This is a genomic window from Exiguobacterium sp. s39 (genome assembly GCF_018618925.1).
Lineage (GTDB): Bacteria > Bacillota > Bacilli > Exiguobacteriales > Exiguobacteriaceae > Exiguobacterium_A > Exiguobacterium_A abrahamii.
In genome coordinates, this window is the sequence record NZ_JACSNA010000004.1 from 181,992 (window position 1) to 207,266 (window position 25,275).

Consider the following 25,275-nt stretch of genomic DNA (forward strand, 5'->3'; position numbering starts at 1 on the left):
AGAATGGATGCATTAGATGTCATCGTTCATCCCGAAGAGATAGAGGCATGGTTTCAACCGATCGTAGGCGCTGCCCCTTTTAAGGTGGAAGGGTATGAAATCCAGTCCCATTTTCGTGGAGAACCGTTAAAACCATTTTTTCAGGAAGACGATGTTCCAATCGAGTATCAACTCGAAGTCATGGGGCATGTCGTCCGTCAAGCATTCCAAAAAGTACCCTCCGATGCACAAGCGTTTATTCTGATCCGTTGTCGTCCAGCTTGGCTGTTTGAAAACGGTGGGGAGGACTTCTTGCATGTCTTACGGACGGTCGACTCGTCGTTTCCAAAAGAGCGGATGTACGTTACTTTGACGGATGTCCAAGTCGATGATTTTGACCGTCTGGGTCGAATCGTTGCGTATTACCAGAACTCTGGACTGAAGGTAGCGCTGGACCGTGCGGAAGCAACGAGTCTTGAACGTGTCTTTTCGATGTCGCCGGATATGTTGATCGTCGATTTATCCTCCATGATTGAAAAAAAGACCGTCTCAGCGTCGTATCCACATCTCTTACAGACGATGGAGCATCTTTGCGACCAGCTTGGAGCGCCACTTTTGTATAAGAATATCAGTCATCTCGGTCAACTTCGGTATGCGTGGCAACACGGAGGACGTTACTACATGGGGAATCTACTTGGAGAAGCATCACCTGAATGGGTCATGACCTGTCCTGGTATGGAAGTGTTGATCCATGAAGTTCCGATGTTTTATAAATATGATCGCGAGCAGATGAATCGCTTGTTTCAGCTAGAGCAAGACTGGACGGTTCGATTTAATGAAGATTGTCAGTCCTTGAAGCCGGAGCAAGATCTCGATCAATGGTTGCTGACGCTTGCCCGGAAGATGGAGCCGGAATTCATCCGGTTTTATATCACGGATGCGAATGGATTCCAACAATCTTCAAACGTCAGTAAAAAGAGTGGGGAGTGGAAACTGTATTCCTTCTACAAAGGGTACAACTGGAGTTTCCGTCCTTACTTCATCCGGACGACGGTAGCGATGGAACGACGACATAGTGGATATTTGTCCGAACGGTACGTCGACTTCAGCTCGAGTGAACAAACGCGGACATTTAGTATGCCGCTCAGTAATGGGATGTTCTTATTTGCGGATATCTCTGCAGATTATCTATATCAAGAACGATTGAGTGAATGAGGAGGAAATGAAAGTGTTAGATTATGATTACGAGGCATTACGAGAAATTGGACGAATCGTCGCCATGGCACGCGATGAGATGGCGGATGCCGTCAAACCGGGAATCACGACGAAGGAACTCGATGACATCGGAGCACGCATCCTGAAGGAACAGGGAGCAGAGTCTGCTCCAATCGTCATGTACGATTTCCCAGGAGCGACATGTATCAGTGTCAACGATATTGCAGCACACGGTATCCCAGGGAAGTATGTCATTCAAGAAGGTGATATCGTCAATGTCGATGTCTCGGCTGTGAAGAACGGTTACTACTCGGACACAGGGAAGACGGTCATCGCAGGAGAAGCAAAACGTCCGGAAGATGTCCGACTCGTTGAAGTGTCATTGACGGCGCTTGAGAAAGGACTTGAAAAAGTCAAAGCCGGAACGAAGGTCAACCAGATCGGAAAAGCAATCTATGCCGAAACACGTAAGAGCGGTTTCACGGTCATCCGTAACTTAGCGGGACATGGTCTCGGTAAGACACTTCATGGTGAGCCAGAATCCATCTCGAACTACTTCAATCGTGAAGAGAATGATTTGTTGAAGGAAGGCCAAGTCATCGCTGTCGAGACGTTCATTTCAACAGGAGATGAGTTCTGTATCGAAGATGAGCGGGACGGTTGGACGTTATACACACCGAACCGGAGCCTCGTCTCACAATTCGAGCACACGGTCGTCGTCTTGAAGGACGGGTATGAGATTTTGACGAAAGTCGAAGGCAAAGAATCGTTCTAAGAAAAGCTCATATAGTAAAACACGAGAAGGGGGCTGACTCAAAAGTCAGTTTCCACAAAGGTAAGGGTGGCAGAATGATAATCTGCCACCCTTATTTCATAACAAAAAGAATGACGCGTTTCACGCAACTCCTACAGGAAAAAGCGCATCTTTGCGCTGTCAGAGACAAACAAGACCCGCTTTCCTGCTTGAATAAGGCAGGAAAGAGGGGCTTTGTGTCTCGACTGAGGAAAGGGCGTGAAAAGACCCGTCATTCTTTTTTGAGTCAGCCTTCTTTTTCGTCGTAGTGCTCCTATTATAAGGATATCCGGGACGTTGCCAATTTGTTTAACTGTGACTCGGATACGGCTGGAGCGGAATAACGAATGTATCCGTGTTCGACATGATACGGGGTCTCAAGCAAATCTTCTTCGAAATAATCGGCAGTACTTGCCATATCGATCGGATAAGCGAGTCCAGGCAGTGTTGCAAAAGCAAGGGTCTGACGACGCCCGATACCGCTCTCGAACATCCCACCGAGCCAGTAGGGTGCTTTTGTTCGAAGGGACAAAGCGTTCGTCAGTCCACCGACGCGTGCCGGCTTGATGTTCAGAATCTGACCAGCGTGGAGCGTCTGCATCAACTCGGCATCCACTGGAGCGACGATGGATTCATCCAGACAAATCGGTGTCTGTAAGAGTCTAGCGAGACGTTGATGTCCGGACCAATCCGACGCTGCGAGCGGCTGTTCCATCATAACGAGACCGAATGAATCCCACTGTTGTAATAGAGGGAAGTCTGCTTCAGTGAAGCTGCCGTTAGCGTCAAACATCAAGGGCGCATCAGGGAAAGCGGCACGTACTTGCTCAAGAACGACGGTATCCGTCGGAGCGAGCTTCAGCTTGATCCGTCCATATCCGGAAGCGATCGCTTGTCCGACGGCTTCGACGGTCTGTGCTGCAGAAGCCCGTCCGAGTGCTTTCCCGCAAGGTACGAGAGATGATTCATCACCTCCGAGATACGTGGCGAGCGATTGACCGGTAGCTGCTGCGAATAATTCATAGATCGCTCCTTCGAACATCGCCTTTGCCATCGGATTACCTTGCACGATGTGGAAGCGATCCGTAACGTCTGCTGGATGATGGAGCGGTTGTTCAAGTAATCGATACAGCAGCGGAGCGATTCCTTGAAGAGAGTGCTGCGTTTCCGATGTATACCACGGTGTATCAAACGCGACACCTTCCCCGTAACCGATTCGTCCTTCCGAATCAGTCAGACGCAAAATCGTCGTCCGACGTACTGTCAGCGTCGAGAGGGCGGTTTGCATCGGACGACGAAAAACGAGCGGAACATCGAACAGTTCGGCAGACCGGAGAGTGATACTCATAATGACTCCTTCAGTTGCTTCCGCAATAGTTTACCGTTCGCATTGCGTGGCAGCGCGCTATGATAGATATAATCAACCGGACACTTATATTTAGCGAGCAATTGACTGATTTCCGTTCGGACGATGACTTCATCGAGTGTGCTGACGATGAAGGCGACCGGAACCTGTCCCCATTTAGCATCAAATCGTCCGACGACACCTGCTTCTTGAATTCCATCAATCGAGAGAAGTGCTGATTCGACTTCAGCTGGATAAATGTTTTCCCCACCTGAGATGATGAGGTCGCTTCGACGATCGAGGACATAGAGGTATCCATCGGCGTCCAGACGTCCTAAGTCACCAGTCTTGAAAAAACCGTCTGCCGTAAACGCTTCTGCCGTTTTCTCTTCCTCATGAAAATAGCCTTTCATGATCGTCGGGCCTTTGACTTCGATCTCTTGGTGACGCGTAATGCGGATTTGCGTCGGATGAATCGCTTGTCCGGCCGATCCGATCTTTCGTAAGGCATCCTCTGGCAAAAGAGTCGCGATTTGAGAAGCTGTTTCCGTCATCCCGTATGTCTGCATGACCGGGATATTACGATCAAGGGCACGCGTCAGAATCGGTAATGGAACAGGACCGCCTCCTGTCAGTACGACGCGAAGCGCGTGGCGACGTAGTCCGGCTTCGAGTAACCGATCAAGCATGACCGAGACGAGTGAGACATGGGTGATCTTTTCTGTCGTAATCCAGTGCAGGGCGCGTTCTGGTGAAAAATGTGGCTCGAGAATGATCGGTACTCCATAGATGACCGCCCGGTAGACGACAGCTAACCCACTCATGTGGAACAGCGGCGTGACGATCAAAAAACGATCCTCTGGCAGTGATCCAATATGACGCGCGGCGTTCGTTGCACTCGAGAAATGATTCAACATCGTTTGTTCGACGGCTTTCGGATGTCCGGTCGTACCACTCGTAAAGAGCATCGATTGGACGTATTGCTTTGGCATATGGCGTATTAACAGGTCAGGCGCTTCTTTTTCATAAGAGAAAGCACGGCACGGAATCCTTGTATCAAGTGTCCGGTCCGTCACGATGAGCCGTACATCTGCCTGCTTGAATTGACGTAATACTTCCGTTTGCGTCAAACGTGTGTTGATCGGGACGACGGTCAGTTCGAGCAATTGAGCTGCGTGAAGTGCGACGATGTAGCGCGCACTCGATGGACCGTACAGGGCGATCCGGTCTCCACGTGTCACGATCGTCGCCCAAGTACTCGCTAAGCGATGCGCGCGTGCATATAGTTCGGACCACGACCAACGCTCTGTTTCCGTAATGAGTGCGATGTCATCCGGCTGTTCTTTTGCCCGTGTATAGATCCAAGGATACAAAATAGTCACTTCCTTTTGAGATGAATATACGAAAAAGGTTCAATGTCGTAAGACGATTGAACCTTTTTTTCATTATGGGAAACGCGGGAACTGTCCGAAGTCCGGGTTGCGTTTTTCTTTGAACGCATCGCGTCCTTCTTTTGCTTCGTCCGTTGTGTAGTACAACAATGTTGCATCTCCTGCGAGTTGCTGAATCCCTGCAAGACCATCTGAATCAGCATTGAATGCCGCTTTAAGGAAACGAAGAGCCGTTGGTGAATGTTGAAGGATTTCAGCACACCATTGAATCGTTTCTTGCTCGAGATCTGCGAGTGGGACGACCGTGTTGACGAGTCCCATATCAAGTGCTTGCTGTGCGTCATATTGACGGCAGAGGTACCAGATTTCACGCGCTTTCTTGTGTCCAACAACGCGTGCGAGGTAACCAGAGCCATATCCAGCATCGAATGAACCAACTTTTGGACCAGTTTGTCCGAAGCGGGCGTTGTCTGCAGCGATCGTCAAGTCACACACGAGGTGAAGGACGTGTCCGCCGCCAATCGCATAACCTGCGACCATAGCGATGACTGGTTTTGGAATGACACGAATCAAACGTTGAAGATCAAGAACGTTCAAGCGTGGAATTTCATCGTCACCGACATATCCACCATGTCCACGTACCTTTTGATCTCCGCCAGAACAGAATGCGAGATCGCCTTCACCTGTTAAGATGATGACGCCGACATTTTGATCGTCACGTGCACGTGAAAATGCGTCGATGAGTTCGTGGACCGTGTGTGGTCGGAACGCATTGCGAACTTCAGGACGGTTGATCGTGATTTTCGCGATCCCGTTCCATTGTTCATATTTGATGTCTTCATAGCTGCGGGCTGATACCCATTCCGGAGCATATTTCATGTGAATTCCCCCAATATGTTAGTGATGAATAAGTAGATTCTCTACCATTGTAACAAACTTTTGCGGTTGGTCGATATGTGGGGCGTGCGAAGCGTGCAAAATCACGTGAATTTTTTCAGGTGATGCCGCTCGTGAAGCGATGGCACGGAATTTTTCATCCTCTGCCCCGACGATCCAATCAATCTCTTTCGGAAGGCATGACCATAGGGATGGCATGCTTCCTGTACCTTGTGCACGTAACGAAGCACTCAGACCTTCCACCGTTTGGGACAGGCGCTCCTGACGCAGTCGCGTACGTTGCGATTCCGGGAGAAGGGCTTGGGGTTTAAATAGTCCAAGTGTCTCCCAGTAATCGATGAAAGCTTCGAGTCCGCCTTTTTCGAGTCGCTCCGCAAGCAATCGATCCGATGTACGACGTACTTTTCGCTCGATTGCCGTCTGGATACCCGGTGTCGTACTAACAGCGATTGTCCGAGCGATTTGCTCAGAGACGACGCTCAGCATTAAAGCGATTCGTCCACCCATCGAATATCCGAGGACGATCCATGGCTCGGATCGCATAGCGAGCAGTGCCTCGAGATCCTTGACCTGTTGCGTCAAACGCATTCGTTGCTCAGACGCCGGTGTCGTTTTTCCATGTCCCATCAAATCGAGGCGATAGACGGTGAAGTGAGGCGATAGATGCTCACTTAGCATGTCCCACGTTGAGAGGGAGCCTGTAAAACCATGAAGCAATAGGAGCGGTGGACCAGATCCCTCGATTTTCACATGATACGTATGCCCACGCAAAATCATTGGAATACCTCGGCTAACGCTTGATTTGTCACGTCCCAGATCGAACGGTGCATCTGTACGTTTTCTGTTCGTGTCGTCTTGACTTCAAGAATCCGAGTGACGTTCGTCTCTTCCGCAAGTGCTTGACGTAACGCGGCGATTGAATCAATCGCCTGATAGGTTACGCCGTATCCGGAAGCGAGGGAAGCGAAGTCGAGATGCTGCGGTGTACCGAAGAGTGGTTCGAAAACATCTTGATCGAGTTGTTGCTGTGGTAAAAAGCTAAAGATGCCGCCACCCGCATTGTTGACGAGAATGATCGTTAACGGAAGTGTGCGTGCTGTCATCAGCCCATTGATATCGTGAATGAACGCCAAGTCGCCGACGAGTAAGTAGCGATGTGTGGCATCAAACGTTGCTCCGAGCGCACTGGAAAGAATCCCGTCGATCCCGTTCGCTCCTCGGTTCGCGAGTAGACGAAGGGGTGTTCCTGTCGGCAGGAACGTATCGACGTCCCGGATTGGCATACTGTTCGAAACAAAGAGACTTCCGTCCTGTAACGTCGTCAATGCACGGACGACGTTATATTCCGTCATCTCCTCTTGATCGATTGTCGCAAAAGCATCGGCGACGCGTCGCTCCGCCTGTTGCAACAGTTCGAGGTACTTAGGGTCGTGCGGAACAGATTCATGATGCGCGAGTTGTCGCGCGTGACCAATCACGAAATCCGAATGAAGCTGTGGATCGCGCCAGTTTCCTGGATGACCGACGACCGTCGTCGGAATATCCCGAGACCAAAGCAGATAAGGTTTTGACGTCGGCATGGCACCGAAACGAATGATTCGATCTGGTCGGACGTGCTGTGCGGTAGCTGGATGTTTGAGCCATGTATCGTAATAGGCAAAAACGTGAGCATCATGCGATTGTCGTCCTTGACTGAGTGGATCCGCTAACACCGGAATCCCTGCTTGTTTCGCATACGAGATGACAACCTGACTGTCCACCGCAGTGAGTTGTGGTCCAAGTACAAAAAGAAGACGCTCTTCTTGCAGTGCGGTCGCTAAAGCGTTGTTTACTCCCGGTGTCGGTTCAGGTAAAACACCGACCGGACGTCCTGTCCGTAAGAGATCGAGTTCCGGCACGAGGGGTTCACGTAACGGAACATTGATTTGAACCGGGCCTGCTGGTTCCGTCAGAGAGAGTAGGGTTGCACGTTGTGCGACATGAGCGACGTAAGGAAGGCTCGCTTCTTCTGCTAACGGAAGATCAAACGCATGCCGAACCTGCTTCCCGTACAGACCGATCTGATCAATGGCTTGTGGCGCACCGACATTCCGTAATTCATGTGGTCGATCGGCGGTCAAGACGATCAACGGAAGTTCAAAAATATTCGCTTCGGTCACTGCTGAATAATAGTTCGTCGCAGCGGTACCGCTTGTACAAATCAACGCAACGGGACGAACACGTTCTTCCGTCCGTGTTAGACCTAAAGCAAAAAAACTAGCCGACCGTTCGTCAACAAGGACGTGGGTACGGCTAGAAGGATGCAGAAAAGCAGCAATAGCAAGTGGTGTCGAACGGGAACCGGGACTGATGACGAAGTCCCGGACACCAGAAGCGACGAGCGTATCGATTAACATGTGCATCCACTTAGTCAACATAAATATCATCCTTTTCAATCGAACCGACGTGTCCAAGTGCTTGTAACATCGGTGATAGTTTAGTTTCCGTCTCTGCCAGTTCACTATCGAGATGAGAGCCTTCGACGAGACCGCAACCGGCATAAAGAATGACCGCCCGTTCTGTAAACAATCCAGATCGAATGGCAACGATGAATTCCCCGTCATCCTGTCCGTTCATCCAACCAACAGGTGAACCGTACCATCCTCGTTCAAACGTCTCGATTTCTTGGATGGCATCGACTGCTAACTGCTTGGGTTCGCCCCCAAGCGCAGGTGTCGGATGCAGTTTTTCGATCAATTGGAATAGCGTTACATCTTCTTTTAAATGAGCTGTGATCGGTGTATAAAGATGTTGGATATGGCGATTCTTCAAGAGAATCGGCGTATCCGGACAATCCAGTTCCTCTGAAAATACAGATAATGTCCGTTCGATCGAATCCGCGACGATTCCGTGCTCCACCCGATTCTTTTGATCTTGTAATAACGATTGACCGAGTGCTTCGTCCATCTCATCCGTTGCGTGGCGTGGTGCAGAACCAGCGACGGCTGCCGTTTCAAGACGACGTCCACGTTTTAAGACGAGTCGTTCCGGTGTAGCACCGATAAAGGCTTCTTCCGGGTTTGGTTGGAAACAGAAGACGTAGCTGCCGGGCTGCGTATCTTCGAGTTCAGCGACGACAGCGGCTACGTCGAGTGGACGATCCAGCTCATAGACGACTTCGCGCGCCAGGACGATTTTTTCAAGTGTCGTCTCCAAGTAGTGCATAGCTTGATGAAACGAAGCTTCAAAGGCTTCATTCCCATCTCGCGATAGTCGTAAGCGCGTGGCGCCTGCCGCAGTCGATGGTTGCGGTTGATTGACTTTGGCGAAATCGAGTGAGAGTTCATTTAAGATAGAATCGACTTGATCCATTGGCTCGACGCGAGCAAAAATCGTCACACGTGTCTTGCCATCTTGTTCTAGAAATAAAAACTTCGGAATCGTCATCGAAGCGTCTCCGAAGGAAGACCAACGATAATCCGGTTGTTTAAGTTCGGTAAACGAAAATCCGCTGAACGCAAATAAATCATGACCGACATGATCGCGATTCAAGTTTGCCCATTGCGATTGAATTCGTAAAAAACGATCCGTTCCTGAAGCCTGAAGTTGTTGTACGATGCCAAACCCGATGGCCCGCATCGAGCGATCAGGTGTCGCGAAATAAAATCGTTCCTCGATACCCTGTTCGAGGGAACGCATGTCAGTTGCTTCGATTTCCCATGAATACGAAGCGAGTATAGGTCGTTGTGAGGCGTTCGCCTGACTGACGGCCTGTTCGATACACTGTTTTAGCTCTTGTTGAGCGTAAGCCATACCGCTCATTGCCCCCTAGTCTATAGATACTGTGATATGTTTCACTTAATCTAAGTGTAAACTTTTTGCGGACAAAAAAGAAGGAATAAGCTATCTCGGATTGAACATTGACAGCAAAAAACGAAACCCGATACACTTAGACAGGAAAGGGGTTATTATATGAATAAATCAATCGCTGTCTATTGGCGAATGACACGACCGCATACATTAACAGCAAGTTTTGTTCCGGTCGTCGTCGGTACGGCAGTTGTCGCACCACGCGTGGAATCGATACGCTTGGATTTGTTCGTGGCGATGTTGATCGCATCGATGCTGATTCAAATCGCAACGAATCTGTTCAATGAATACTACGATTACAAACGTGGTTTAGATACGGAGGAGTCGGTCGGAATCGGTGGATCGATCGTTCGTGACGGATTCAAGCCGGGGACGATTCTAGCGTTCGCACTTACATTGTACGGCATTTCGGCATTACTCGGTGTGTATCTGTGCATCGAGACATCGTGGTGGTTACTTGTCGTAGGACTCATTTCAATGTTCGTCGGATATATCTATACAGGAGGACCGCTTCCGATCGCCTATACACCATTTGGAGAGGTCGTTGCAGGCTTTTTCATGGGATATATCATCATCGCGATTTCTGCGTACTTACAAATTGGTTATGTTCCGACAGAAGCCGTTGCGATTTCGGTACCAGTCGCCATCTTGATTGGTTCGATCCTACTTGCGAATAACATTCGTGACTTGGATAATGATAAGGTCAACGGACGAAAAACGATTGCCTGTCTCGTCGGACATCGCCGTGCCGTGTACGTCTTGATCGGATTTTTTGCGGCGGCTGTCCTGTCTCTCATTATTGCCGTACTCGCATTTGAAGTCTCATGGTTTGCGTTACTCGCGTTATTGAGTATTCCGCTCATGATCAAAGCGGTCCGTCTCTTCTGGGAAGACTTACCACCGGAAAAGCTGATGCCTGGCATGGCACAGACCGGTAAAGTGAACACGATTTTCGGACTCTTACTCGCAATCAGTCTCGTGATTGCGAATATCTGATTCTTTGGAGCAGCAGGCGATTCGCTTGCTGTTTTTTTTACGTGAAGATAGCGAACAGTTAGAAAAAAAGTACTTCGGTTGTCACTGATTTAAAATTTTACTATAATTGAAGCAATGTGCCTGAAAGATCAAACAAGGTCGGAAATCAGGAAATATGGTTAGAGGTGGAACTGAAATGAATAAAATCGCGGTAATCGGAAAAGTATTCGTCGACATAAAAGGAACTTCGTTCGCTCCTTTGCATAAGGATGCGAAAAACGTAGGAGACATCACGTTTTCAAATGGAGGAACAGGACGCAATGTAGCACAAAATCTAGCCGTCCTCGGGAATGAAGTTCGCTTTATCTCGACGGTTACGAATGATCAGATTGGCGTGGGAGTGCTCGATGAGCTGAAATCTTACGGTGCAAATGTGGATCACGTCGAAATGTTAGAAGATCATGGAATGGGCATGTGGCTAGCTGTCATGGATAACGAAGGTGACTTGCAAACATCGATCTCGAAACAACCAGATGCGAAGTTGCTCGAAGAGGCGATTTTACGTCAATCAATCTATGCACTCGATGGGGTCGATGCCGTTGCGATCGATCTTGATTTATCCGTTACGGTCTTAGAACGTTTGATTCATCTATGCCGTAAAATGGAGTTGCCATTGTTTGGTGTTTGTGGTCACTTGAGCGTCATCGAACGAAATCGTCATCTGCTACAAGGGTTCACTGGATTCATTTGTAGCCGAGAAGAGGCGGAAATTCTGTCTGATCTGTCGATCGTGACGGTCGAAGATGCGATTCATGTAGCAAATGAGCTAGCGAAAAAAGGTGCTCCATTCACGGTCGTGACGATGAGTGAACTCGGGGCGGTCTACGTTGACCGTCGTACAGCGACATCAGGTCACGTCGGAACGAAAAAAGTGAAGGTCGTTGACTCAACGGGAGCAGGCGACTCATTCTTCTCTGCTGTCTTGTCTGAATTGACACAAGAGAGACCGGCAGAAGAAGCCTTGAAGCTTGGCATGAAGGTTGCAGCGGAAGTCATCGCTTCGACAGAAAATGGACTCGTTCCTGAAATGCTGGATGCTCTTCGATAAGTAGAAATGATAAAAGGGGAGGTGGCGTCATGCCGATTCAACGAAGTGCAATCATTTTACGAAACGAACAGGATGAAATTGCGTTGATCCGACGGGATAAACCGAACGAAACGTATTATGTCTTTCCAGGCGGTGGGAAAGATAACGGAGAATCGTTAGAAGAAACAGCGATTCGTGAAGCACATGAAGAACTTGGAATCGATGTGGAGTTGACCGGTATTGCCGCCATCGTCCGTTTTAATGGATTCGACAATCCTTATTTTTGGGCGAAAACAATTGGGGGTCGCTTTGGCACCGGTACGGGTGAAGAGTTCGAAGAGGAAGGATCGGGTTATACACCGGTCTGGATCAAGCGTTCGGAGCTACCTTCGTTACCGATTCGTCCACCGTCACTTGCCAAACAGCTGGCAGAAATGACAGAACCATTCTATGAATTAATCCTTTCTGAAAACGAATGAGGTTTTAGTTGAAATAAAATGGGAAAAGTATATTAAAACAATGAGGTGGTCTTCGACTGCCTCTTTTTCATGAAGGAGAGATGACGATGGCGCATTCACGCGATCCAAAAGGGCTTGCCCTGAACTTAAAGCAGCGAATGTCCGATCATAACATCACGGATTATGCAGGGACACTCGCTTATTACTGGTTTTTATCCATTTTCCCAGGAATCATTTTCGTCATTTCGGTCTTATCATTCTTTGACATCGATCGTCAGACACTCGAGTCACAAATCCGGGACCTAGCGCCAGGCGGAGCCGTCAATACGTTCACGGATACAATTTTCCAAGCCATCAAAGAACCGCAGGGTGGTCTGTTATCGATTGGTGCCATTCTTGCTGTCTGGTCTGCTTCCAAAGGGGTCGATCGTTTGATCACGACAGCAAACCATGCCTATGGTGACTTCTCGCCCCGTGGTTTTGTCGCAGCGCGTGGGATTGCCTTGTTACTCACGATCGTGCTCGGAGTCGGGATGTTGTTGCTGATCGTCTTGAATGTGCTCGGTGGTCCGATCATTACGTATCTTGCCAACTTCGTGTTGCCGATCGATATGGGGCAAAAAATCCTACTGACGGTCTTACGATATGTCGTGTCGACGATTCTATTGATTGGTATCCTGTCGATTTTTTACCGCGTCGCACCAAAGCGCCCGATTACATTCAAAGAAGCAATTCCAGGAGCTGTTTTTGGTGTCATCGTCTGGCAATTATTATCGGTTGGATTCGGATTTTACGTCTCGAACTTCTCGAACTACAATCAGACCTACGGTTCGCTCGGTAGTGTCGTCATCTTGTTACTATGGCTCTACTTCACAGGGCTGATCATCTTACTCGGTTCTGAATTGAACGCATCATGGGAACGGTTCATGAAAAAAGCGGATCCGAAGAAAATGGAAGAAAAGCGCTTGAAGGAACAAGCTGAACTTGATGCCATTCCGACGAATACGTTCGGATGAAGGTACAAAAAAGCCTGACTGCCATGTGGCGGTCAGGCTTTTTTGATGGTTAAGCAGCTAATCGTTTTTCAGATGAACGCTGTGGAAGACTTGGTAAAGCATCCTGTTGAAGAAGGCGTAAACCGTTCAGGATGACGAGAATCGTTGATCCTTCGTGTCCGACGACGGCGAACGGCATGATGAGGAACTGGGACAAATTCGATGCGATCAATAGGAGGATGACACCGATCGCAAGTGTGATGTTTTGTTTGACGATCCGGTTCATCTTCCGGGCTTTATGAACAGCATAGGCAAGACGACCTAAGTCATTTTTCATCAAGACGACGTCAGCGGTCTCGAGTGCAGCGTCCGTTCCTTCACCCATCGCAATCCCGACATGTGCTAATGCAAGGGCTGGGGCATCGTTAATGCCGTCACCGACCATCGCGACGGTCCGACCTTCTGTTTGGTATTGTTTGATGTAGCGTACTTTATCTTCCGGTAGGCACTCAGCGACGAAGTCCGTCAATCCCGCCTCACGTGAGATGGCAGCTGCCGTGACCGGATTATCACCAGTTAACATGATCGTTGCGATGCCGAGATCATTTAAGGCAGCAATCGCTGTTTTGGCTTCCGGACGAATCGTATCACGTAACGCATAAAGCGCTACGATCTGTGCTCCATTGCTGACATAAACGATCGTATGCCCTTGCTCTTTCAATGACTGTTCGATCGCGACGAATGGATCGTCTAAACCATCATGGAACGCCCGTTTACCGATACGATACGTGACACCATCGACAGTTGCTTCAATCCCGTATCCTGTCACATCTTTAAACGTTGATGGTTCGCGGACATCGGTTTTTAAGTGATCGACGATTGCTTGTGCGAGTGGATGGTTCGACTGCGCTTCGATGGAAGCAACCGCTTGTTGGACTATTCGGACGTCCATGCCTTCCGCATAACAACTTTCGGTGACGACAGGTTTACCAGTTGTCAGTGTTCCCGTTTTATCAAAGACAATCGTGTCGACTTGTCCGAGCGTTTCGATGTGGGCGCCTCCTTTAAAGAGAACCCCATTTTTCGCAGATGCGGCAATTGCAGACAAAGCAGCAGGTGTAATCGACGCAACAAGGGCACAAGGTGAGGCGACGACGAGAAGAATCATCGCGCGATAAATACTTGTCTCAAATGTCCAGCCAACGACGTAATGAGGGAGGACCATCATCAGTGCAACGACAAGCAATACGATTTTGACATAACGGCTTTCGAAACGTTCGATGAACTGAGCAGATGGAGACTGTTCGCTTTGCGCGTTTTGGACCATATGAATGATCTTTTGAAACAACGACTCGTCAGCAGCTTTCGTCATCTCAATCGTCAAGACACCGTTCATGTTGACCGTCGAATTATAGACAGTATCACCAGTCTGTTTTTCAACTGGGATTGATTCACCAGTAATCGATGCTTCTTCAATCGCCGCTTGACCACGAATGATGACACCATCAACCGGAATCCGTTCCCCAGGACGGACATAGACGAGGTTACCAATCGATAATTGCTCGATTCCGACAACTTCAAGTTGTCCGTTTGCGTTCAGGCGTGTCGCTTCCTCTGGCTGTAAAGACATCAAACTTTGTAGGGCGCGTTCGTTTTTATTCATCGTATACGTCTCAAGAGCACCGGATAACGCGAAGATGAAGATAAGGATCGCACCTTCCATCCAGTATCCGATAGCAGCAGCACCGATAGCTGCTAAAATCATCAACAATTCAACATTCAACGTTTTTTCTTGATACGTCTCCGTCAATCCTTCCTTCGCTTTCGCATATCCTCCGATTACATAAGCCGATAAGTACAATGTGACATATACGGCAGATGCCGCATTGAATTTTTCAAGTCCGTAAGCAACTAAAATCAATATTCCGCTAAACAATGCTAGAATCAATTCGTGATGCTCATCCCAAGCATGACGGAATACGGAACGCTGTTGAACATCGGTAGTAGTGGAAGTCGTCATATTAAAACTCCTTTCAAAATGTAAATGAGAAATGAAATCATTATAGAAAGAGAATGAGAATGTGATATATCAATGAGTTTAACTGATTGATAATGAGTTTCATTGTCTCTAGATTATAATTATTATTATCTGTAGAATTACTATACCATGCTTCAGTGAAAAGGAACAGGAAAGGAACTAGAAAGATGCAAAAAATTTTAACCCATCGGATTGGACTCGTCGTCTTTGCGTTACTGACGACTTTTTTGTGGGGCAGTGCATTTCCCTTCATTAAAAAAAGTTATGACTTATTACAGATCACATCTTCGGAATACGGAGAGCAATTGCTATTTGCAAGCTATCGTTTCTTTTTAGCAGGTGTGTTATTACTTGTCGTCAGTGTCTTCGTCTTCAAACAGACGATTACACTGAAGGAGCGGACCTACGCCTATAGTCGTCTCGGCTTCTTTTTGACGTTCTTGCAGTATGTCTTCTTCTATATTGGTCTCTCCTTATCGACGGGAGTGCAAGGATCAATCATCGCTGGATCGACCTCATTCTTCCAGATGTTACTTGCTCATTTTCGATACGAAGACGATCGACTGAATCGATTTAAAGGACTCGCCTTATTCCTTGGATTCACAGGTGTCATCTTGGCCAACTGGCCGCAAGGTGGACAAGGTGTCTCGTTCGGTATAGGGGAAGGGCTGTTGATTGCGGCAATGGTTTCCGGGGCGTTCGGTAACTTGATCGCGAAAGAATACTCAGCACGTTATCCGGTGGCGCCGATGACAGGATGGGCGATGGTCATTGGATCAATCGGTCTCTTTATCGCAGGAGTCATTCTCGATGGTCATGTCGCACCGTTTACCTTTTCAACGACAAGTGCTTGGATGCTCGTGTATCTTGCCTTCTTATCAGCGACTGGATTTACGCTTTGGAACTTACTAATGAAATATAATCCAGTCAGTAAAGTGTCGTTGTTCATGTTCTTCGTACCGATCTATGGTGTCAGTTTATCGGCCTTGATTCTCGGCGAGACGATTCCACCGCAAGCGTTGCTTGGGTTACTCTTCGTCGTCAGTGGTATTTTAGTCTCGACGTACCTTCCTGTATGGTTTCAAAAGCGAGGTTGACGAAGATTCAGAATCGTGCAAAAATAGTTTCAATCAAAGTAACTCCCAATCGTTCGTTGCTCAAGCCGACCCGTTCGGCTTTTTTCTGTACGGTCAAGTGAAGACCGATTCGGCCTTGTCTGAAAGGCTAGTGCGACTATAAAACGGAAGGAGATGAAAACGAATGGAACGGAATGAGATCGTTCGAAAGATCATTGCCACTCGTCGTCCACGTGATGAGTTTGCCCGGTTCGTCGTAACGTGCGTCAGTCAGCAGTTGAAGGAAACCCATGGAGATGTGGATGTGGAAATCATCGAGGCGGAGAGAGGTTACGATTCAGTGTGGTCAATCAACGGTCGAGAGGTCGTCGTGCTGCTCGAGACAGAAGAGCTGAAGCGTGCAAAAGAACAGCCGTATGCGATTGACGATAAGCTCTGGCGGAGTTTTCGGCAAGAAGGAATCGTGAAATAAAACAAAGGATCTTGCGCATCATTAGCGCAAGATCCTTTGTTTTAGATCCGGGATGATTCGTGACGTTTCGCGTATCGTAAGAGAAACGCAAGTGTCGCTAGAACCAGAACGAATAGACTGAAATAAAGCATAGCTGGAAGCAGAACGAACATGCTGCCAGCAATCGGTCCGAGGATCGAACCAAGACTAAAGGCAATCCCTGCAAGCAAGTTGCCCGTCGGAAGAAGGTGTCGCGGTAACTGTTCCGTCATATAGGCGACACCGAGCGAGTACGTCGAGCCAAGTGCCATCCCGCTAATAGCAAAAATCGCGAATAACCAACCGTATCGTTCGAAGACGAAGCAAGCGATAAGGAAAGCAACGGAGCCAATCGAAAGAACGATTACTAACGTCCGACGTTTTCCGAAGTGATCAGCAAGTCGTCCAAGTGGAAGTTGCATGATCAACGAGCTGACGACGAATGTCGTGATCAAGGTACTCGTCTCAGATAGACCGTACCCGTTACGCGTCGCAAAAACGGGAAAACTGGCATTCAGTGTGGCTTCGAGAAAACCATATGTAAAGCCAGGAAGTAATGTAAACCAAGCGGTTGATAAGACAAGTCGATACCGTGAGGCAGCACTTTGCAGCTCCTCCGGCATGACGGATGACGGTTTTTCGTTCGGCATACGCGATAACAAGATCAGGACGATGACAGTCAATGTACCAGTCAACACGAATGGTAGCCAGTTGATGACATCGACGAGAGGTGCCGCAAGAGGACCGAGAGCAAAACCGAGACCGAATGCCATCCCGTATAGTGACATCGTTCGTCCTAACCGTTCATTTGGGGTAATGGACGTCACCCAAACCTGTGATCCATAGTGTAACGTCTGATCACCAAATCCGACGAGGAACCGTAAAATCATCCAAGCAATGACGCTTGGAAGAAGTGGAAATAAGAAAACCGCTACTGCAACAAGAGCGAGTCCGAACGAGATGACCGGAATATAACCACGTCGTCGTAGTGGACCTTCCATGAGAGGGGCGGCGACGATGACACCGATATAGAGAACGGCAGCGCTGAGACCGTTGATGAAAGCGGGGGTTCCTTGGCGTTCAAGTAAAATGGATAACAGTGGAATCAGCAGACCTTGCGTGAATCCGGAAATGAAGACGATCGATAAGATAAGAGCAAAACGACGTGACACAAGTAACGACGACCTTTCTTTTTTCTTTTAGCATAACACGCCCCGGTCTCTGAAACGGGAGACCGGGGCGTGCTTCATTTATTTTCTTGTTCAAAACGTGTCGGACGCGGCATATGCAGAAGATGTTCGTCCCAGTCTGTCTGGTCGAATACTTCATCATGTTCGATGCTGTGTGAAGCGCGAATACCAACCATCATGACGAACAAGACCATACTGAACGTACCGATGATTGCGACAATACCTACGAGCCATTCCATCCCGGTCACCCCTTTTAGAAAAACAGAATGTGTCTACTTTGTGACATTTTTCCCGGGATGCCATCGTTCAAAACCTTTTTTTAGTTTTAAAGCCGGCTGGACTGTTTTGTGAAATCAATCTCAGGGTAATATGCGTTTTTCACAAGCGCGTTCGGTCCAAGGCATTGCACCGCAGGGCAGTGACATGACAAGCTTTTATTCAGTTCTGTCTCTTGCCACTCGGCATAAGCATCATTGAAGGATGTCTCATGAATCGTACCTAGCGAAGCAAGTTCGTCACCGAAATCCGTTACGATGATCTCGCCATCAAAGATGTTGACGTTGAGACGGGAACGTCCATCAGGGTCATTGCGAACAGAGACGTTTTTCTCTTGACGCAATCGACGATGAAGTTCTAAATCCGCCTCTTCCATCGAACAAGCATAGAAGGGGAGTGTTCCGAATAACATCCAGACGTTCGGATCCCGGACGTCAAGCAAACGATGGATCCCGTCGCGAATTTCGGGCAAGCTAGCTGCTTCGATCATCGACGCGAAGTCAGCGGGGTACATCGGATGCACCTCGTGGCGGACACAGCCCATGTCGACGATTTCCTTATGAATCGCTTCAAGGTGTGGTAATGTCCGTTTATTGATCATCGTCTCTGCAGAAACGATGACACCACGTGCATTCAGAACACGGGCATTCTCTTTCATCGTCTCGAAAAGCTTCGTCCGTGCTTCACGTGACGGTTTTCGTTCCATCATCGCAAAGCCACCATCGATGAAATCATCAGCTGTTCCCCAGTTATGTGAGATGTGCAAGACATCTAAATAAGGAATGATTAATTCGTAGCGAGATAACGGAAGTGTTAAATTTGAGTTGATTTGGGTTTTAGCACCACGTTCGTGGGCATACTTAAGTAAAGGGACAACGTACTCCTTGATGGACTTCATTGAAAGCATCGGTTCGCCGCCGGTGATTGAGAAGGCACGCAGATGTTCGATTTCATCCAGACGTTGAATAAGTAGCTCGACTGGAATCTCGGGTGACTCGCTACTGGATAACATGTAACCGACGGCGCAATGTTCGCAGCGCATGTTACACAGTTTTGTTGTCGTGACTTCAATGTTCGTCAAACGGACCGTGCCGTATTGTTCAATGTCGCGATAAGCTTCCCATGGATCGTTCGCAATCGTGATGGGTGATGAATGTGACATAGATACTCCTCCTTTTTAGTGCTCCACTTCGTATCGTATGCTAAAATAACGTCGGAATCCAGCGGAAGAAAGGAAGTCTGAATAATGGGAAAAGCAAGAACTGATAAACTTGGTCAAATGAATGTGCTAAAATCAAGAATGCAGCTTCTCTGTCATACAATCGATTCACTCGATGAATCATCAGATATCGAAGATTTGGAACGACTGATCGTATCACTGGATCAACTCAAGGCGAAGGTCGTTCGATATGCAAAGGATATGAAAGAACAAGAAGAAACGAAAAAAGCGGTAGATTGAGACCGCTTTTTCATTTGCGTAAAGAGAAAGGATGAAATCAATGGCAACAAAAATCAAATTACAGACGGGTGAGGTCCGTTCGGTCACTTGTCTACGGATGGGAATCAACGGTGAAGGGATCGCGACGCTCGAGCGACAAATCGTCTTCATCCCAGGACTACTCGTCGGGGAAACGGCACAAATCGAGATCACGGAAATTCATGCGAACTATGCGAATGCAAAAATCTTAAAGCGTGACGATCGTTCACCAGACCGTGTTACTCCACTTTGTCCGGTCTATAGTGTCTGTGGCGGCTGCCAATTACAACACATGAGTTACGACGGACAGTTGCGTTATAAGGAAGAAATGCTTCGCAACGCTTTCTTGAAATCAACGAAGTTGAATGTCGAGAAAGCGGATATCCGTCCGACGATCGGTTCGAAGGAATGGGAATACCGCAACAAGTCGCAATTCGTCGTCGGGAAACAAGGCAATGAAATCGTTAGCGGTCTCTATTCCGCCAATTCGAATCGTCTGGTCGCGATCGATTATTGTGTCGTCCAAAACAAGGACACACTTCGCGTCAACCAAGCTGTCACAAAATTACTCAATGACTATAAAGTACCCGTTTATCATGCAGCAAAACAAGACGGTGTCATGCGCCATATCGTCGTCCGGACAGGAATCAAAACGGGCGAAATTCAAGTCGTGCTCGTTGCCTTTAAAGACGGCTTCCGTGATCTAGAGGGCTTATCGCGCGATATCATGGACATTCCAGGTGTCGTCTCGGTTGCACTGAACATCAATGATAAGTTGACATCACGTGTCTTCGGAGAAGAGACAGAAGTCTTGCGTGGCGTTGAACGGATCGAGGAAGAGATGGGGGAATTCACGTATCAATTGTCTCCGCGTGCCTTCTTCCAATTGAATCCGGAACAAGCAGAGCGGATGTATGAAGAAATTGCGCGTGCTGCTGCTTTGACAGGCGAAGAACGTGTCGTTGATGCCTACGCAGGTGTTGGTTCAATCGGACTTTGGATCGCTAAAGGAGCAAAAGAAGTCCGCGGCATGGAAATTATTGAAGAAGCTGTCGAAGATGCCAATGCGCACATGAAGCAATACGGATTCGACCATGCCCACTACGTCGTCGGTAAGGCAGAAGCCTGGATTCCGCGTTGGGTCAAGGAAGGCTGGATTCCAGATGTCTTCATCGTCGACCCACCACGCTCAGGTTGCGATACACAATTGTTGAACGCGATGATCTCGTCTAAAGCGAAAAAAATCATCTATGTCTCGTGTAACCCGCAGACGCTTGCGCGCGATTGCGATCACTTGATGAAAGCGGGATACAAGGTATCGTACATTCAGCCGTACGATATGTTCCCACAAACAGCGCACGTCGAAGCAATCGTCGTGCTCGAAAAAAAGAAAAAGAAAAAGTTCTAAGTAACAAGCCCGTATGCACTCTTTGAACGAGTGGACATACGGGCTTTTTATCATGTTTGCGAAAGATAACCGAACGTCGCGTCACACTCAGCGAAGCGTTCCTTCAACCGAGCAACACGATCAACAGGAAGTGGACCGCGCTCGATCAGTTGCTGATTCAGCGCGAGGTGTTCTGGTCGAGACGTACCGATGATGGCTGTCGTGATCCCTGGCTCAAAGACTGTGAAACGAAGGGCAGTTTCAAGCCAACTGGATTCCTCGAGTGGATAAGCGAGTTGTTGCGCACGTTCCCAGTAGGGTTCGACGTACTGTCCGACCGGACGCTCTGCGAAGCGCCACGGGGCGTTACCGATTGGACGCTTGGCGATGACACCGTGATCTAGAAGGGTGGGCAGGACTTCATCGACACGTTGATCAAATAGATTGAATGACGTTTGGAAACTGTCGAAGCGATTCGTTTCGATAGCATATGTTAAGTCTTCCCGATCACCGGAATAAGCGATGACGCGGACTTTTCCAGCTTGTTTTGCTTGGTCAAGCGCTTCGATGACATCTCCCTGGGCGAGAATTTCTCGACTACAAGAATGGAGGTGTACGATGTCGAGATAATCCGTTTGCATCGTCTGTAAGGCTTGATCGATGCCACCATGGACCGCTTCAAAGGTCCAGTCCTGCATACCGGGAACATCATAGCCGACTTTCGTCGACAGAATGACGTCGTGACGACGATTCTTTAGAAATTGTCCGACGCGTTGCTCCGATAAGCCATAGCCGCGTGCTGTATCGATCAGATTGATGCCGAGATCACGTGCTTGTTCGAGTAAATAAACTGCTTCGCGATCCGTCATCTGTTCTGCGCCGATGTGACCAGCTCCGAACCCAAGCGGGGATACGAGTAGGTCGGATGTTCCAAAACGTCTTAACTCCATGAACGATACTTCCTTTCAGAAAATCTGTAGTTTTATATCGATGATGCTCGTTTTTGTTGAATACGATAGGCCAGATAACCAACGAGTGCCACGCCTGCAATCGACCATTGGATGATGGATGAGGATTGCATGAACTGATGGACGGCGAACACTTCGATTAACATGGCTGGAATTTTTCCGATCGTACTCGCAGTCAGGAAAAGTAGGATGGAAATACCACTAGCAGCACTGACGATGTTGACGATGCCAGACGGGACGAACGGTAACAGCCGCAGCAAGATGATCGTCAAAAAAGCTTCGCGTCCTTGTTGTGCTTGTAGTTTTTGTTGCAAACGAGCGAATCGATCCGGAAGTGGGCGACGAAGGGCATACCGCAGTCCTTTTCGGTAAAGTAGAAACGCACAAACCGCACCTAGGACTTCACCGATGAAAGAGAGCAATGTGCCCATCCATAGACCGAAATAGACGAGATTCGCAGCGGTGACGAACGTACTCGGTAGGACACCAAGTACACTGACGACGACGCCGACTAAGATACTAACGAACGGAGCGAACGGTCCGAAGAGTTCAAAGGTTTGGATGAAATGATGTTCCATCATTCGAATCCATCCTCTTCATCCGGAAGAAGCGGTAACTCGATGTGGACAGTCGTTCCTTCTCCAAGAACGGAGTCGAACCGGATTGTCCCATCATGACGATCGATGATGTGTTTCGTGATGGCAAGACCAAGACCGGTTCCGCCATCTTTACGCGTCCGTGATTTATCGACACGGTAAAAACGTTTTGTCAGTCGATCAAGATGCTCTTCCGGAATGCCTTCTCCTTCGTCCCGGATAAGACAATGCGTCCGGTCGCCGATCGTTTCAGTCGATAAGAAAATCTGTTTTCCAGGCGGTGTGTACCGTAAGGCGTTATCGAGTAAATTGCCGAAGACTTGCTCGAGTCGGTCCGTATCGCCTAAGACGATTTGATCCGGGTCGAGATTCATGACGAACGTGACTCCTTTTGACTGGGCGATTGGTTCCATCCGGTAAATGACATCTTCAAGTACTTGACTGAAGACAAGTGGTTGTTTCGACATCGGATAGGAATCGCGTTCAAGTTGAGCGAGATCGAGCAGATCATTGACGAGACGTTGCAGACGTTCCGTTTCCCGCTCGATGATTTGGTAATACTGCGCACGCTTTTCTTCCTCGAGCGAATCATCCTGCATCATCTCCGTATAGCCACGGATGTAGGAGAGAGGTGTCCGTAATTCGTGGCTGACGTTCGCGAGGAACTCTTTACGCTGCTCGTCGACTTCTCCGAGCGATTCCGCCATCTTATTTAATGTTTCTGCGAGTTCCCCGATCTCATCGTCCGATTGAATCGGAATCCGGTAATCAAAGTCACCTTGCGCATAAACAGTCGAGGCGCGCTTCATGTCGATCAACGGACGGATGATCGTATCGATGATTTGTCGTCCGAAGATGACGAGATTCAAGACGATCAGTCCGATCATGAAGAAGATCATCAGACGGAGTGGGCGGAATGGTTCACTGATTTGGCCAAGTTCCAGATATAAAATCAGTGTACCGACCAGTCGATTGTTTTCGATGATCGGAAACCCGGTCATCAAAATGTCCGTTCCTTCAATCGGATGGGTCCGACTGGAGACGACGGTTTCACCGTTTCGAAGTTCTTCGATATCCGCATTCGTCAAAAAGCGCAGTCCAGCTGGATTTTTCTTCAGGAAATCGATGAAGAAGACTTTCGATTCCGTCAATTCATTCGTATAAGTCATTCCATCGTAAAAAGCACCGGATAATCCTTCAGATTCATAGATATTGATCAGCTTTTCGCCTCGGTTCAATAAGATATCTTCCTGCGTTTGAAGATAGAACCGGTCATAGAGATAGAAAGTGAGCAGGACGAATAAAATAGCGGAAAAAACGCTTGTGAACCAAATCGTGATCCAAATCCGGCGCCGGATCGTATAGCGCTTAATCATACTTCCTCGAATTTATAACCGATGCCCCAGACCGTTTGAATCGAGCCACCAGCTTCCCCGAGCTTTAAGCGAAGTGTTTTGATGTGTGTATCGACCGTCCGTAAGTTCCCGATATAATCCGCACCCCAGATTTGATCGAGTAACTGTTCACGAGAAAAGACCTTATCATTGTTTTGAGCGAACAGATGCAACAAATCAAATTCCTTACGCGTCAGACTGACCGGCTTGCCATTGACGTGGACACTCCGACTTTCCGTATCGAGTTCAAGCATACCGAGCGTTAAAGTAGCCGATTGATCAACTGTAAAGCGGTGAGAACGACGAAGCGTCGCTTCGATGCGAGCAAGCAATTCTCGAGGGCTGAATGGTTTTGTGATATAGTCATCAGCTCCGATTTTCAGACCGTGAATGCGATCGAGCTCGTCCGAACGTGCCGTCAGCATGATGATCGGAACGTTTGAGAACTCACGGATACGCATACATGCTGTCAAGCCGTCCATTTCCGGCATCATGACATCGAGTAGAACGAGATGGAATGTATTTTGTTGAATGAGATGGATTGCTTCTTGTCCGTTAGAAGCTGTCATCGTCGTGTAGTGTTCTTTTTCAAGATTCGAGACGAGAAGGTCACGCATTTGTGCTTCATCATCTACTACGAGAATGTTAAACGATTCTGGCATTAGTCTTCGCTCCATTTCCTGTAGAAGAAAGTGTTTCTTCCATAAAGATGAGTTTTCTTATTTATCATACCATTTCAAACTTTAGAAGCGCATGCGTGGACACAAAAAAGCATGAGAGACAAGGCTCTCATGCTTCGAGTTGTTGGTGATCGTATAGTGTTTCGAGCTCCCGACCATGAATGTACATGTGGAAACTAGATTTTGAGACTTCATATAGCGTGAACTGTGTCTCGCCGGCATTCAATTGCTCAAGAAGCGCAGGACGCAACTCATCCGCACAGAACGCATACGGCAATTTTTCAGCTGCTTTTTGTGACCGAATATTGCTTTTGCGAATTTTCATGAAGACACTTTCATATCCAAGCTCAAAGAACAGCTCAGAGAAGAAGGCTTCTTTCGCTAAATGATTGTATCCTTTACCATGATACGGTTTACCTAACCATGTACCGAGAAACCCATATTGTCCTTCGATATCGAGTAAACTAATCGTACCAATCGGTTGATCGAATTCATCTAGGATGGTACGTGATACGATTTCACCACGTTCTTCCTCTTCGATTGCCTGCTTTGTAGTAAACAGAAATTCATCAAAGTACCGTGTTTTTTGGCGGACGTACGGATATACGTCTTGATGCTGCATCAGTTCGAACAAATCAGCGCAGTCGCTCAGCTCCCGTTGCTTGAGCATACTTCCATTCCTCCTTTTAGGACCGCAAGAATGATTGTCGAAAGCTACC

Annotated in this window: 24 protein-coding genes and 1 pseudogene; 10 read left to right on the top strand and 15 right to left on the bottom strand. The window is 48.1% G+C overall.

The genetic code is table 11. From position 1 onward, the window contains the following. Positions 1 to 3 precede the first annotated feature (3 nt). A complete protein-coding gene (locus KNQ11_RS15390; RefSeq protein ID WP_023467278.1) occupies positions 4 to 1,194 on the top strand; it encodes an EAL-associated domain-containing protein in 1,191 nt (396 codons plus the stop codon). A gap of 13 nt (positions 1,195 to 1,207) precedes the next feature. Continuing rightward, positions 1,208 to 1,969 (top strand): type I methionyl aminopeptidase, encoded by a 762-nt coding sequence (map, locus tag KNQ11_RS15395; protein WP_023467279.1) that lies wholly within the window; start codon positions 1,208 to 1,210, stop codon positions 1,967 to 1,969. Positions 1,970 to 2,264: 295 nt separating this feature from the next. On the opposite strand, the gene menC is transcribed toward map, so the two are convergent. The 6 genes from menC to KNQ11_RS15425 all read right to left on the bottom strand — a co-directional run bounded on the left by menC (position 2,265) and on the right by KNQ11_RS15425 (position 9,412). Further along, positions 2,265 to 3,335, bottom strand: a complete 1,071-nt coding sequence (menC, locus tag KNQ11_RS15400) for an o-succinylbenzoate synthase (protein WP_214772545.1) — start codon at positions 3,333 to 3,335, stop codon at positions 2,265 to 2,267. Then, positions 3,332 to 4,705, bottom strand: coding sequence for an o-succinylbenzoate--CoA ligase (gene menE / locus KNQ11_RS15405; RefSeq protein WP_214725278.1), 1,374 nt, complete (start codon positions 4,703 to 4,705; stop codon positions 3,332 to 3,334). Before menE ends, menC begins: the two co-directional genes overlap by 4 nt. Before the next feature lie 72 nt (positions 4,706 to 4,777). Further along, positions 4,778 to 5,602 carry a 1,4-dihydroxy-2-naphthoyl-CoA synthase gene (gene menB / locus KNQ11_RS15410; protein ID WP_023469886.1) on the bottom strand — a complete coding sequence of 275 codons (825 nt, stop codon included), beginning with the start codon at positions 5,600 to 5,602 and terminating at the stop codon, positions 4,778 to 4,780. 18 nt (positions 5,603 to 5,620) lie between these two features. Then, positions 5,621 to 6,397 (bottom strand): 2-succinyl-6-hydroxy-2,4-cyclohexadiene-1-carboxylate synthase, encoded by a 777-nt coding sequence (menH, locus tag KNQ11_RS15415; RefSeq protein ID WP_214772547.1) that lies wholly within the window; start codon positions 6,395 to 6,397, stop codon positions 5,621 to 5,623. Further along, positions 6,394 to 8,037 (bottom strand): 2-succinyl-5-enolpyruvyl-6-hydroxy-3-cyclohexene-1-carboxylic-acid synthase, encoded by a 1,644-nt coding sequence (gene menD, locus KNQ11_RS15420; protein ID WP_214725274.1) that lies wholly within the window; start codon positions 8,035 to 8,037, stop codon positions 6,394 to 6,396. The genes menH and menD overlap by 4 nt, the downstream gene beginning before the upstream one ends. Next, a complete protein-coding gene (locus KNQ11_RS15425; RefSeq protein ID WP_214772550.1) occupies positions 8,027 to 9,412 on the bottom strand; it encodes an isochorismate synthase in 1,386 nt (461 codons plus the stop codon). Before KNQ11_RS15425 ends, menD begins: the two co-directional genes overlap by 11 nt. Before the next feature lie 159 nt (positions 9,413 to 9,571). Here KNQ11_RS15425 and KNQ11_RS15430 point away from each other — a divergent pair, with 159 nt between their 5' ends. From KNQ11_RS15430 to KNQ11_RS15445, 4 genes are all read left to right on the top strand, one after another. After that, positions 9,572 to 10,465 (top strand): 1,4-dihydroxy-2-naphthoate polyprenyltransferase, encoded by an 894-nt coding sequence (locus KNQ11_RS15430; protein ID WP_029340886.1) that lies wholly within the window; start codon positions 9,572 to 9,574, stop codon positions 10,463 to 10,465. Between the two features lie 175 nt (positions 10,466 to 10,640). Then, positions 10,641 to 11,552 (top strand): guanosine-inosine kinase, encoded by a 912-nt coding sequence (locus KNQ11_RS15435; protein ID WP_149426878.1) that lies wholly within the window; start codon positions 10,641 to 10,643, stop codon positions 11,550 to 11,552. Positions 11,553 to 11,581: 29 nt separating this feature from the next. Next, positions 11,582 to 12,010 (top strand): NUDIX hydrolase, encoded by a 429-nt coding sequence (locus KNQ11_RS15440; protein ID WP_058704970.1) that lies wholly within the window; start codon positions 11,582 to 11,584, stop codon positions 12,008 to 12,010. A gap of 86 nt (positions 12,011 to 12,096) precedes the next feature. Further along, positions 12,097 to 13,005: a YihY/virulence factor BrkB family protein gene (locus KNQ11_RS15445; RefSeq protein WP_029340889.1), complete on the top strand. Its 909-nt coding sequence runs from the start codon at positions 12,097 to 12,099 to the stop codon at positions 13,003 to 13,005. 49 nt (positions 13,006 to 13,054) lie between these two features. On the opposite strand, the gene KNQ11_RS15450 is transcribed toward KNQ11_RS15445, so the two are convergent. After that, positions 13,055 to 15,004, bottom strand: coding sequence for a heavy metal translocating P-type ATPase (locus KNQ11_RS15450; RefSeq protein ID WP_214772552.1), 1,950 nt, complete (start codon positions 15,002 to 15,004; stop codon positions 13,055 to 13,057). Positions 15,005 to 15,189: 185 nt separating this feature from the next. Here KNQ11_RS15450 and KNQ11_RS15455 point away from each other — a divergent pair, with 185 nt between their 5' ends. Then, positions 15,190 to 16,119 (top strand): DMT family transporter, encoded by a 930-nt coding sequence (locus tag KNQ11_RS15455; protein ID WP_050677392.1) that lies wholly within the window; start codon positions 15,190 to 15,192, stop codon positions 16,117 to 16,119. A gap of 163 nt (positions 16,120 to 16,282) precedes the next feature. Beyond that, entirely contained in the window at positions 16,283 to 16,570 is a 288-nt protein-coding gene (locus tag KNQ11_RS15460) for a hypothetical protein (RefSeq protein ID WP_023467290.1), read from the top strand. A gap of 41 nt (positions 16,571 to 16,611) precedes the next feature. Here KNQ11_RS15460 and KNQ11_RS15465 read toward each other — a convergent pair. The 3 genes and pseudogenes from KNQ11_RS15465 to yfkAB all read right to left on the bottom strand — a co-directional run. Beyond that, positions 16,612 to 17,766 (bottom strand): annotated as a pseudogene (locus KNQ11_RS15465) (MFS transporter); the annotation flags it as partial. Positions 17,767 to 17,834: 68 nt separating this feature from the next. Beyond that, a complete protein-coding gene (locus KNQ11_RS15470) occupies positions 17,835 to 18,017 on the bottom strand; it encodes a hypothetical protein (RefSeq protein WP_023467292.1) in 183 nt (60 codons plus the stop codon). Positions 18,018 to 18,103: 86 nt separating this feature from the next. After that, positions 18,104 to 19,216 carry a radical SAM/CxCxxxxC motif protein YfkAB gene (gene yfkAB, locus KNQ11_RS15475; RefSeq protein ID WP_023467293.1) on the bottom strand — a complete coding sequence of 371 codons (1,113 nt, stop codon included), beginning with the start codon at positions 19,214 to 19,216 and terminating at the stop codon, positions 18,104 to 18,106. Between the two features lie 84 nt (positions 19,217 to 19,300). Between yfkAB and KNQ11_RS15480 the strand changes: the two genes are divergently transcribed. Further along, positions 19,301 to 19,513: an SE1561 family protein gene (locus tag KNQ11_RS15480; protein ID WP_023467294.1), complete on the top strand. Its 213-nt coding sequence runs from the start codon at positions 19,301 to 19,303 to the stop codon at positions 19,511 to 19,513. A 40-nt stretch (positions 19,514 to 19,553) separates the two neighbouring features. Beyond that, positions 19,554 to 20,939, top strand: a complete 1,386-nt coding sequence (gene rlmD, locus KNQ11_RS15485) for a 23S rRNA (uracil(1939)-C(5))-methyltransferase RlmD (protein WP_214772556.1) — start codon at positions 19,554 to 19,556, stop codon at positions 20,937 to 20,939. 50 nt (positions 20,940 to 20,989) lie between these two features. Here rlmD and KNQ11_RS15490 read toward each other — a convergent pair whose 3' ends face one another. From KNQ11_RS15490 to KNQ11_RS15510, 5 genes are all read right to left on the bottom strand, one after another. Continuing rightward, positions 20,990 to 21,868 (bottom strand): aldo/keto reductase, encoded by an 879-nt coding sequence (locus KNQ11_RS15490; protein WP_214772558.1) that lies wholly within the window; start codon positions 21,866 to 21,868, stop codon positions 20,990 to 20,992. Positions 21,869 to 21,900: 32 nt separating this feature from the next. Beyond that, a complete protein-coding gene (locus tag KNQ11_RS15495) occupies positions 21,901 to 22,467 on the bottom strand; it encodes a TVP38/TMEM64 family protein (protein WP_214772560.1) in 567 nt (188 codons plus the stop codon). Further along, positions 22,464 to 23,858, bottom strand: a complete 1,395-nt coding sequence (locus KNQ11_RS15500) for a sensor histidine kinase (RefSeq protein ID WP_023467298.1) — start codon at positions 23,856 to 23,858, stop codon at positions 22,464 to 22,466. Before KNQ11_RS15500 ends, KNQ11_RS15495 begins: the two co-directional genes overlap by 4 nt. Then, positions 23,855 to 24,538: a response regulator transcription factor gene (locus KNQ11_RS15505; RefSeq protein ID WP_023467299.1), complete on the bottom strand. Its 684-nt coding sequence runs from the start codon at positions 24,536 to 24,538 to the stop codon at positions 23,855 to 23,857. The genes KNQ11_RS15500 and KNQ11_RS15505 overlap by 4 nt, the downstream gene beginning before the upstream one ends. Positions 24,539 to 24,665: 127 nt before the next feature. Beyond that, complete coding sequence (locus KNQ11_RS15510) at positions 24,666 to 25,226, bottom strand: GNAT family N-acetyltransferase (protein WP_023467300.1); 561 nt, start codon at positions 25,224 to 25,226, stop codon at positions 24,666 to 24,668. Between the last annotated feature and the right edge of the window lie 49 nt (positions 25,227 to 25,275).

Bases quoted from the DNA above. Each gene is read 5' to 3' on its own strand.
- KNQ11_RS15430 (WP_029340886.1), top strand. From the start codon at position 9,572: ATGAATAAATCAATCGCTGTCTATTGGCGAATGACACGACCGCATACA.
- KNQ11_RS15505 (WP_023467299.1), bottom strand. From the start codon at position 24,538: ATGCCAGAATCGTTTAACATTCTCGTAGTAGATGATGAAGCACAAATG.
- KNQ11_RS15445 (WP_029340889.1), top strand. From the start codon at position 12,097: ATGGCGCATTCACGCGATCCAAAAGGGCTTGCCCTGAACTTAAAGCAG.
- KNQ11_RS15425 (WP_214772550.1), bottom strand. From the start codon at position 9,412: ATGGCTTACGCTCAACAAGAGCTAAAACAGTGTATCGAACAGGCCGTC.
- KNQ11_RS15495 (WP_214772560.1), bottom strand. From the start codon at position 22,467: ATGATGGAACATCATTTCATCCAAACCTTTGAACTCTTCGGACCGTTC.
- KNQ11_RS15455 (WP_050677392.1), top strand. From the start codon at position 15,190: ATGCAAAAAATTTTAACCCATCGGATTGGACTCGTCGTCTTTGCGTTA.
- KNQ11_RS15490 (WP_214772558.1), bottom strand. From the start codon at position 21,868: ATGGAGTTAAGACGTTTTGGAACATCCGACCTACTCGTATCCCCGCTT.
- menB (WP_023469886.1), bottom strand. From the start codon at position 5,602: ATGAAATATGCTCCGGAATGGGTATCAGCCCGCAGCTATGAAGACATC.
- rlmD (WP_214772556.1), top strand. From the start codon at position 19,554: ATGGCAACAAAAATCAAATTACAGACGGGTGAGGTCCGTTCGGTCACT.
- yfkAB (WP_023467293.1), bottom strand. From the start codon at position 19,216: ATGTCACATTCATCACCCATCACGATTGCGAACGATCCATGGGAAGCT.
- menC (WP_214772545.1), bottom strand. From the start codon at position 3,335: ATGAGTATCACTCTCCGGTCTGCCGAACTGTTCGATGTTCCGCTCGTT.
- KNQ11_RS15460 (WP_023467290.1), top strand. From the start codon at position 16,283: ATGGAACGGAATGAGATCGTTCGAAAGATCATTGCCACTCGTCGTCCA.
- KNQ11_RS15510 (WP_023467300.1), bottom strand. From the start codon at position 25,226: ATGCTCAAGCAACGGGAGCTGAGCGACTGCGCTGATTTGTTCGAACTG.
- KNQ11_RS15390 (WP_023467278.1), top strand. From the start codon at position 4: ATGGATGCATTAGATGTCATCGTTCATCCCGAAGAGATAGAGGCATGG.
- KNQ11_RS15435 (WP_149426878.1), top strand. From the start codon at position 10,641: ATGAATAAAATCGCGGTAATCGGAAAAGTATTCGTCGACATAAAAGGA.
- menH (WP_214772547.1), bottom strand. From the start codon at position 6,397: ATGATTTTGCGTGGGCATACGTATCATGTGAAAATCGAGGGATCTGGT.
- menD (WP_214725274.1), bottom strand. From the start codon at position 8,037: ATGTTGACTAAGTGGATGCACATGTTAATCGATACGCTCGTCGCTTCT.
- KNQ11_RS15470 (WP_023467292.1), bottom strand. From the start codon at position 18,017: ATGGAATGGCTCGTAGGTATTGTCGCAATCATCGGTACGTTCAGTATG.
- KNQ11_RS15480 (WP_023467294.1), top strand. From the start codon at position 19,301: ATGGGAAAAGCAAGAACTGATAAACTTGGTCAAATGAATGTGCTAAAA.
- KNQ11_RS15440 (WP_058704970.1), top strand. From the start codon at position 11,582: ATGCCGATTCAACGAAGTGCAATCATTTTACGAAACGAACAGGATGAA.
- KNQ11_RS15450 (WP_214772552.1), bottom strand. From the start codon at position 15,004: ATGACGACTTCCACTACTACCGATGTTCAACAGCGTTCCGTATTCCGT.
- KNQ11_RS15500 (WP_023467298.1), bottom strand. From the start codon at position 23,858: ATGATTAAGCGCTATACGATCCGGCGCCGGATTTGGATCACGATTTGG.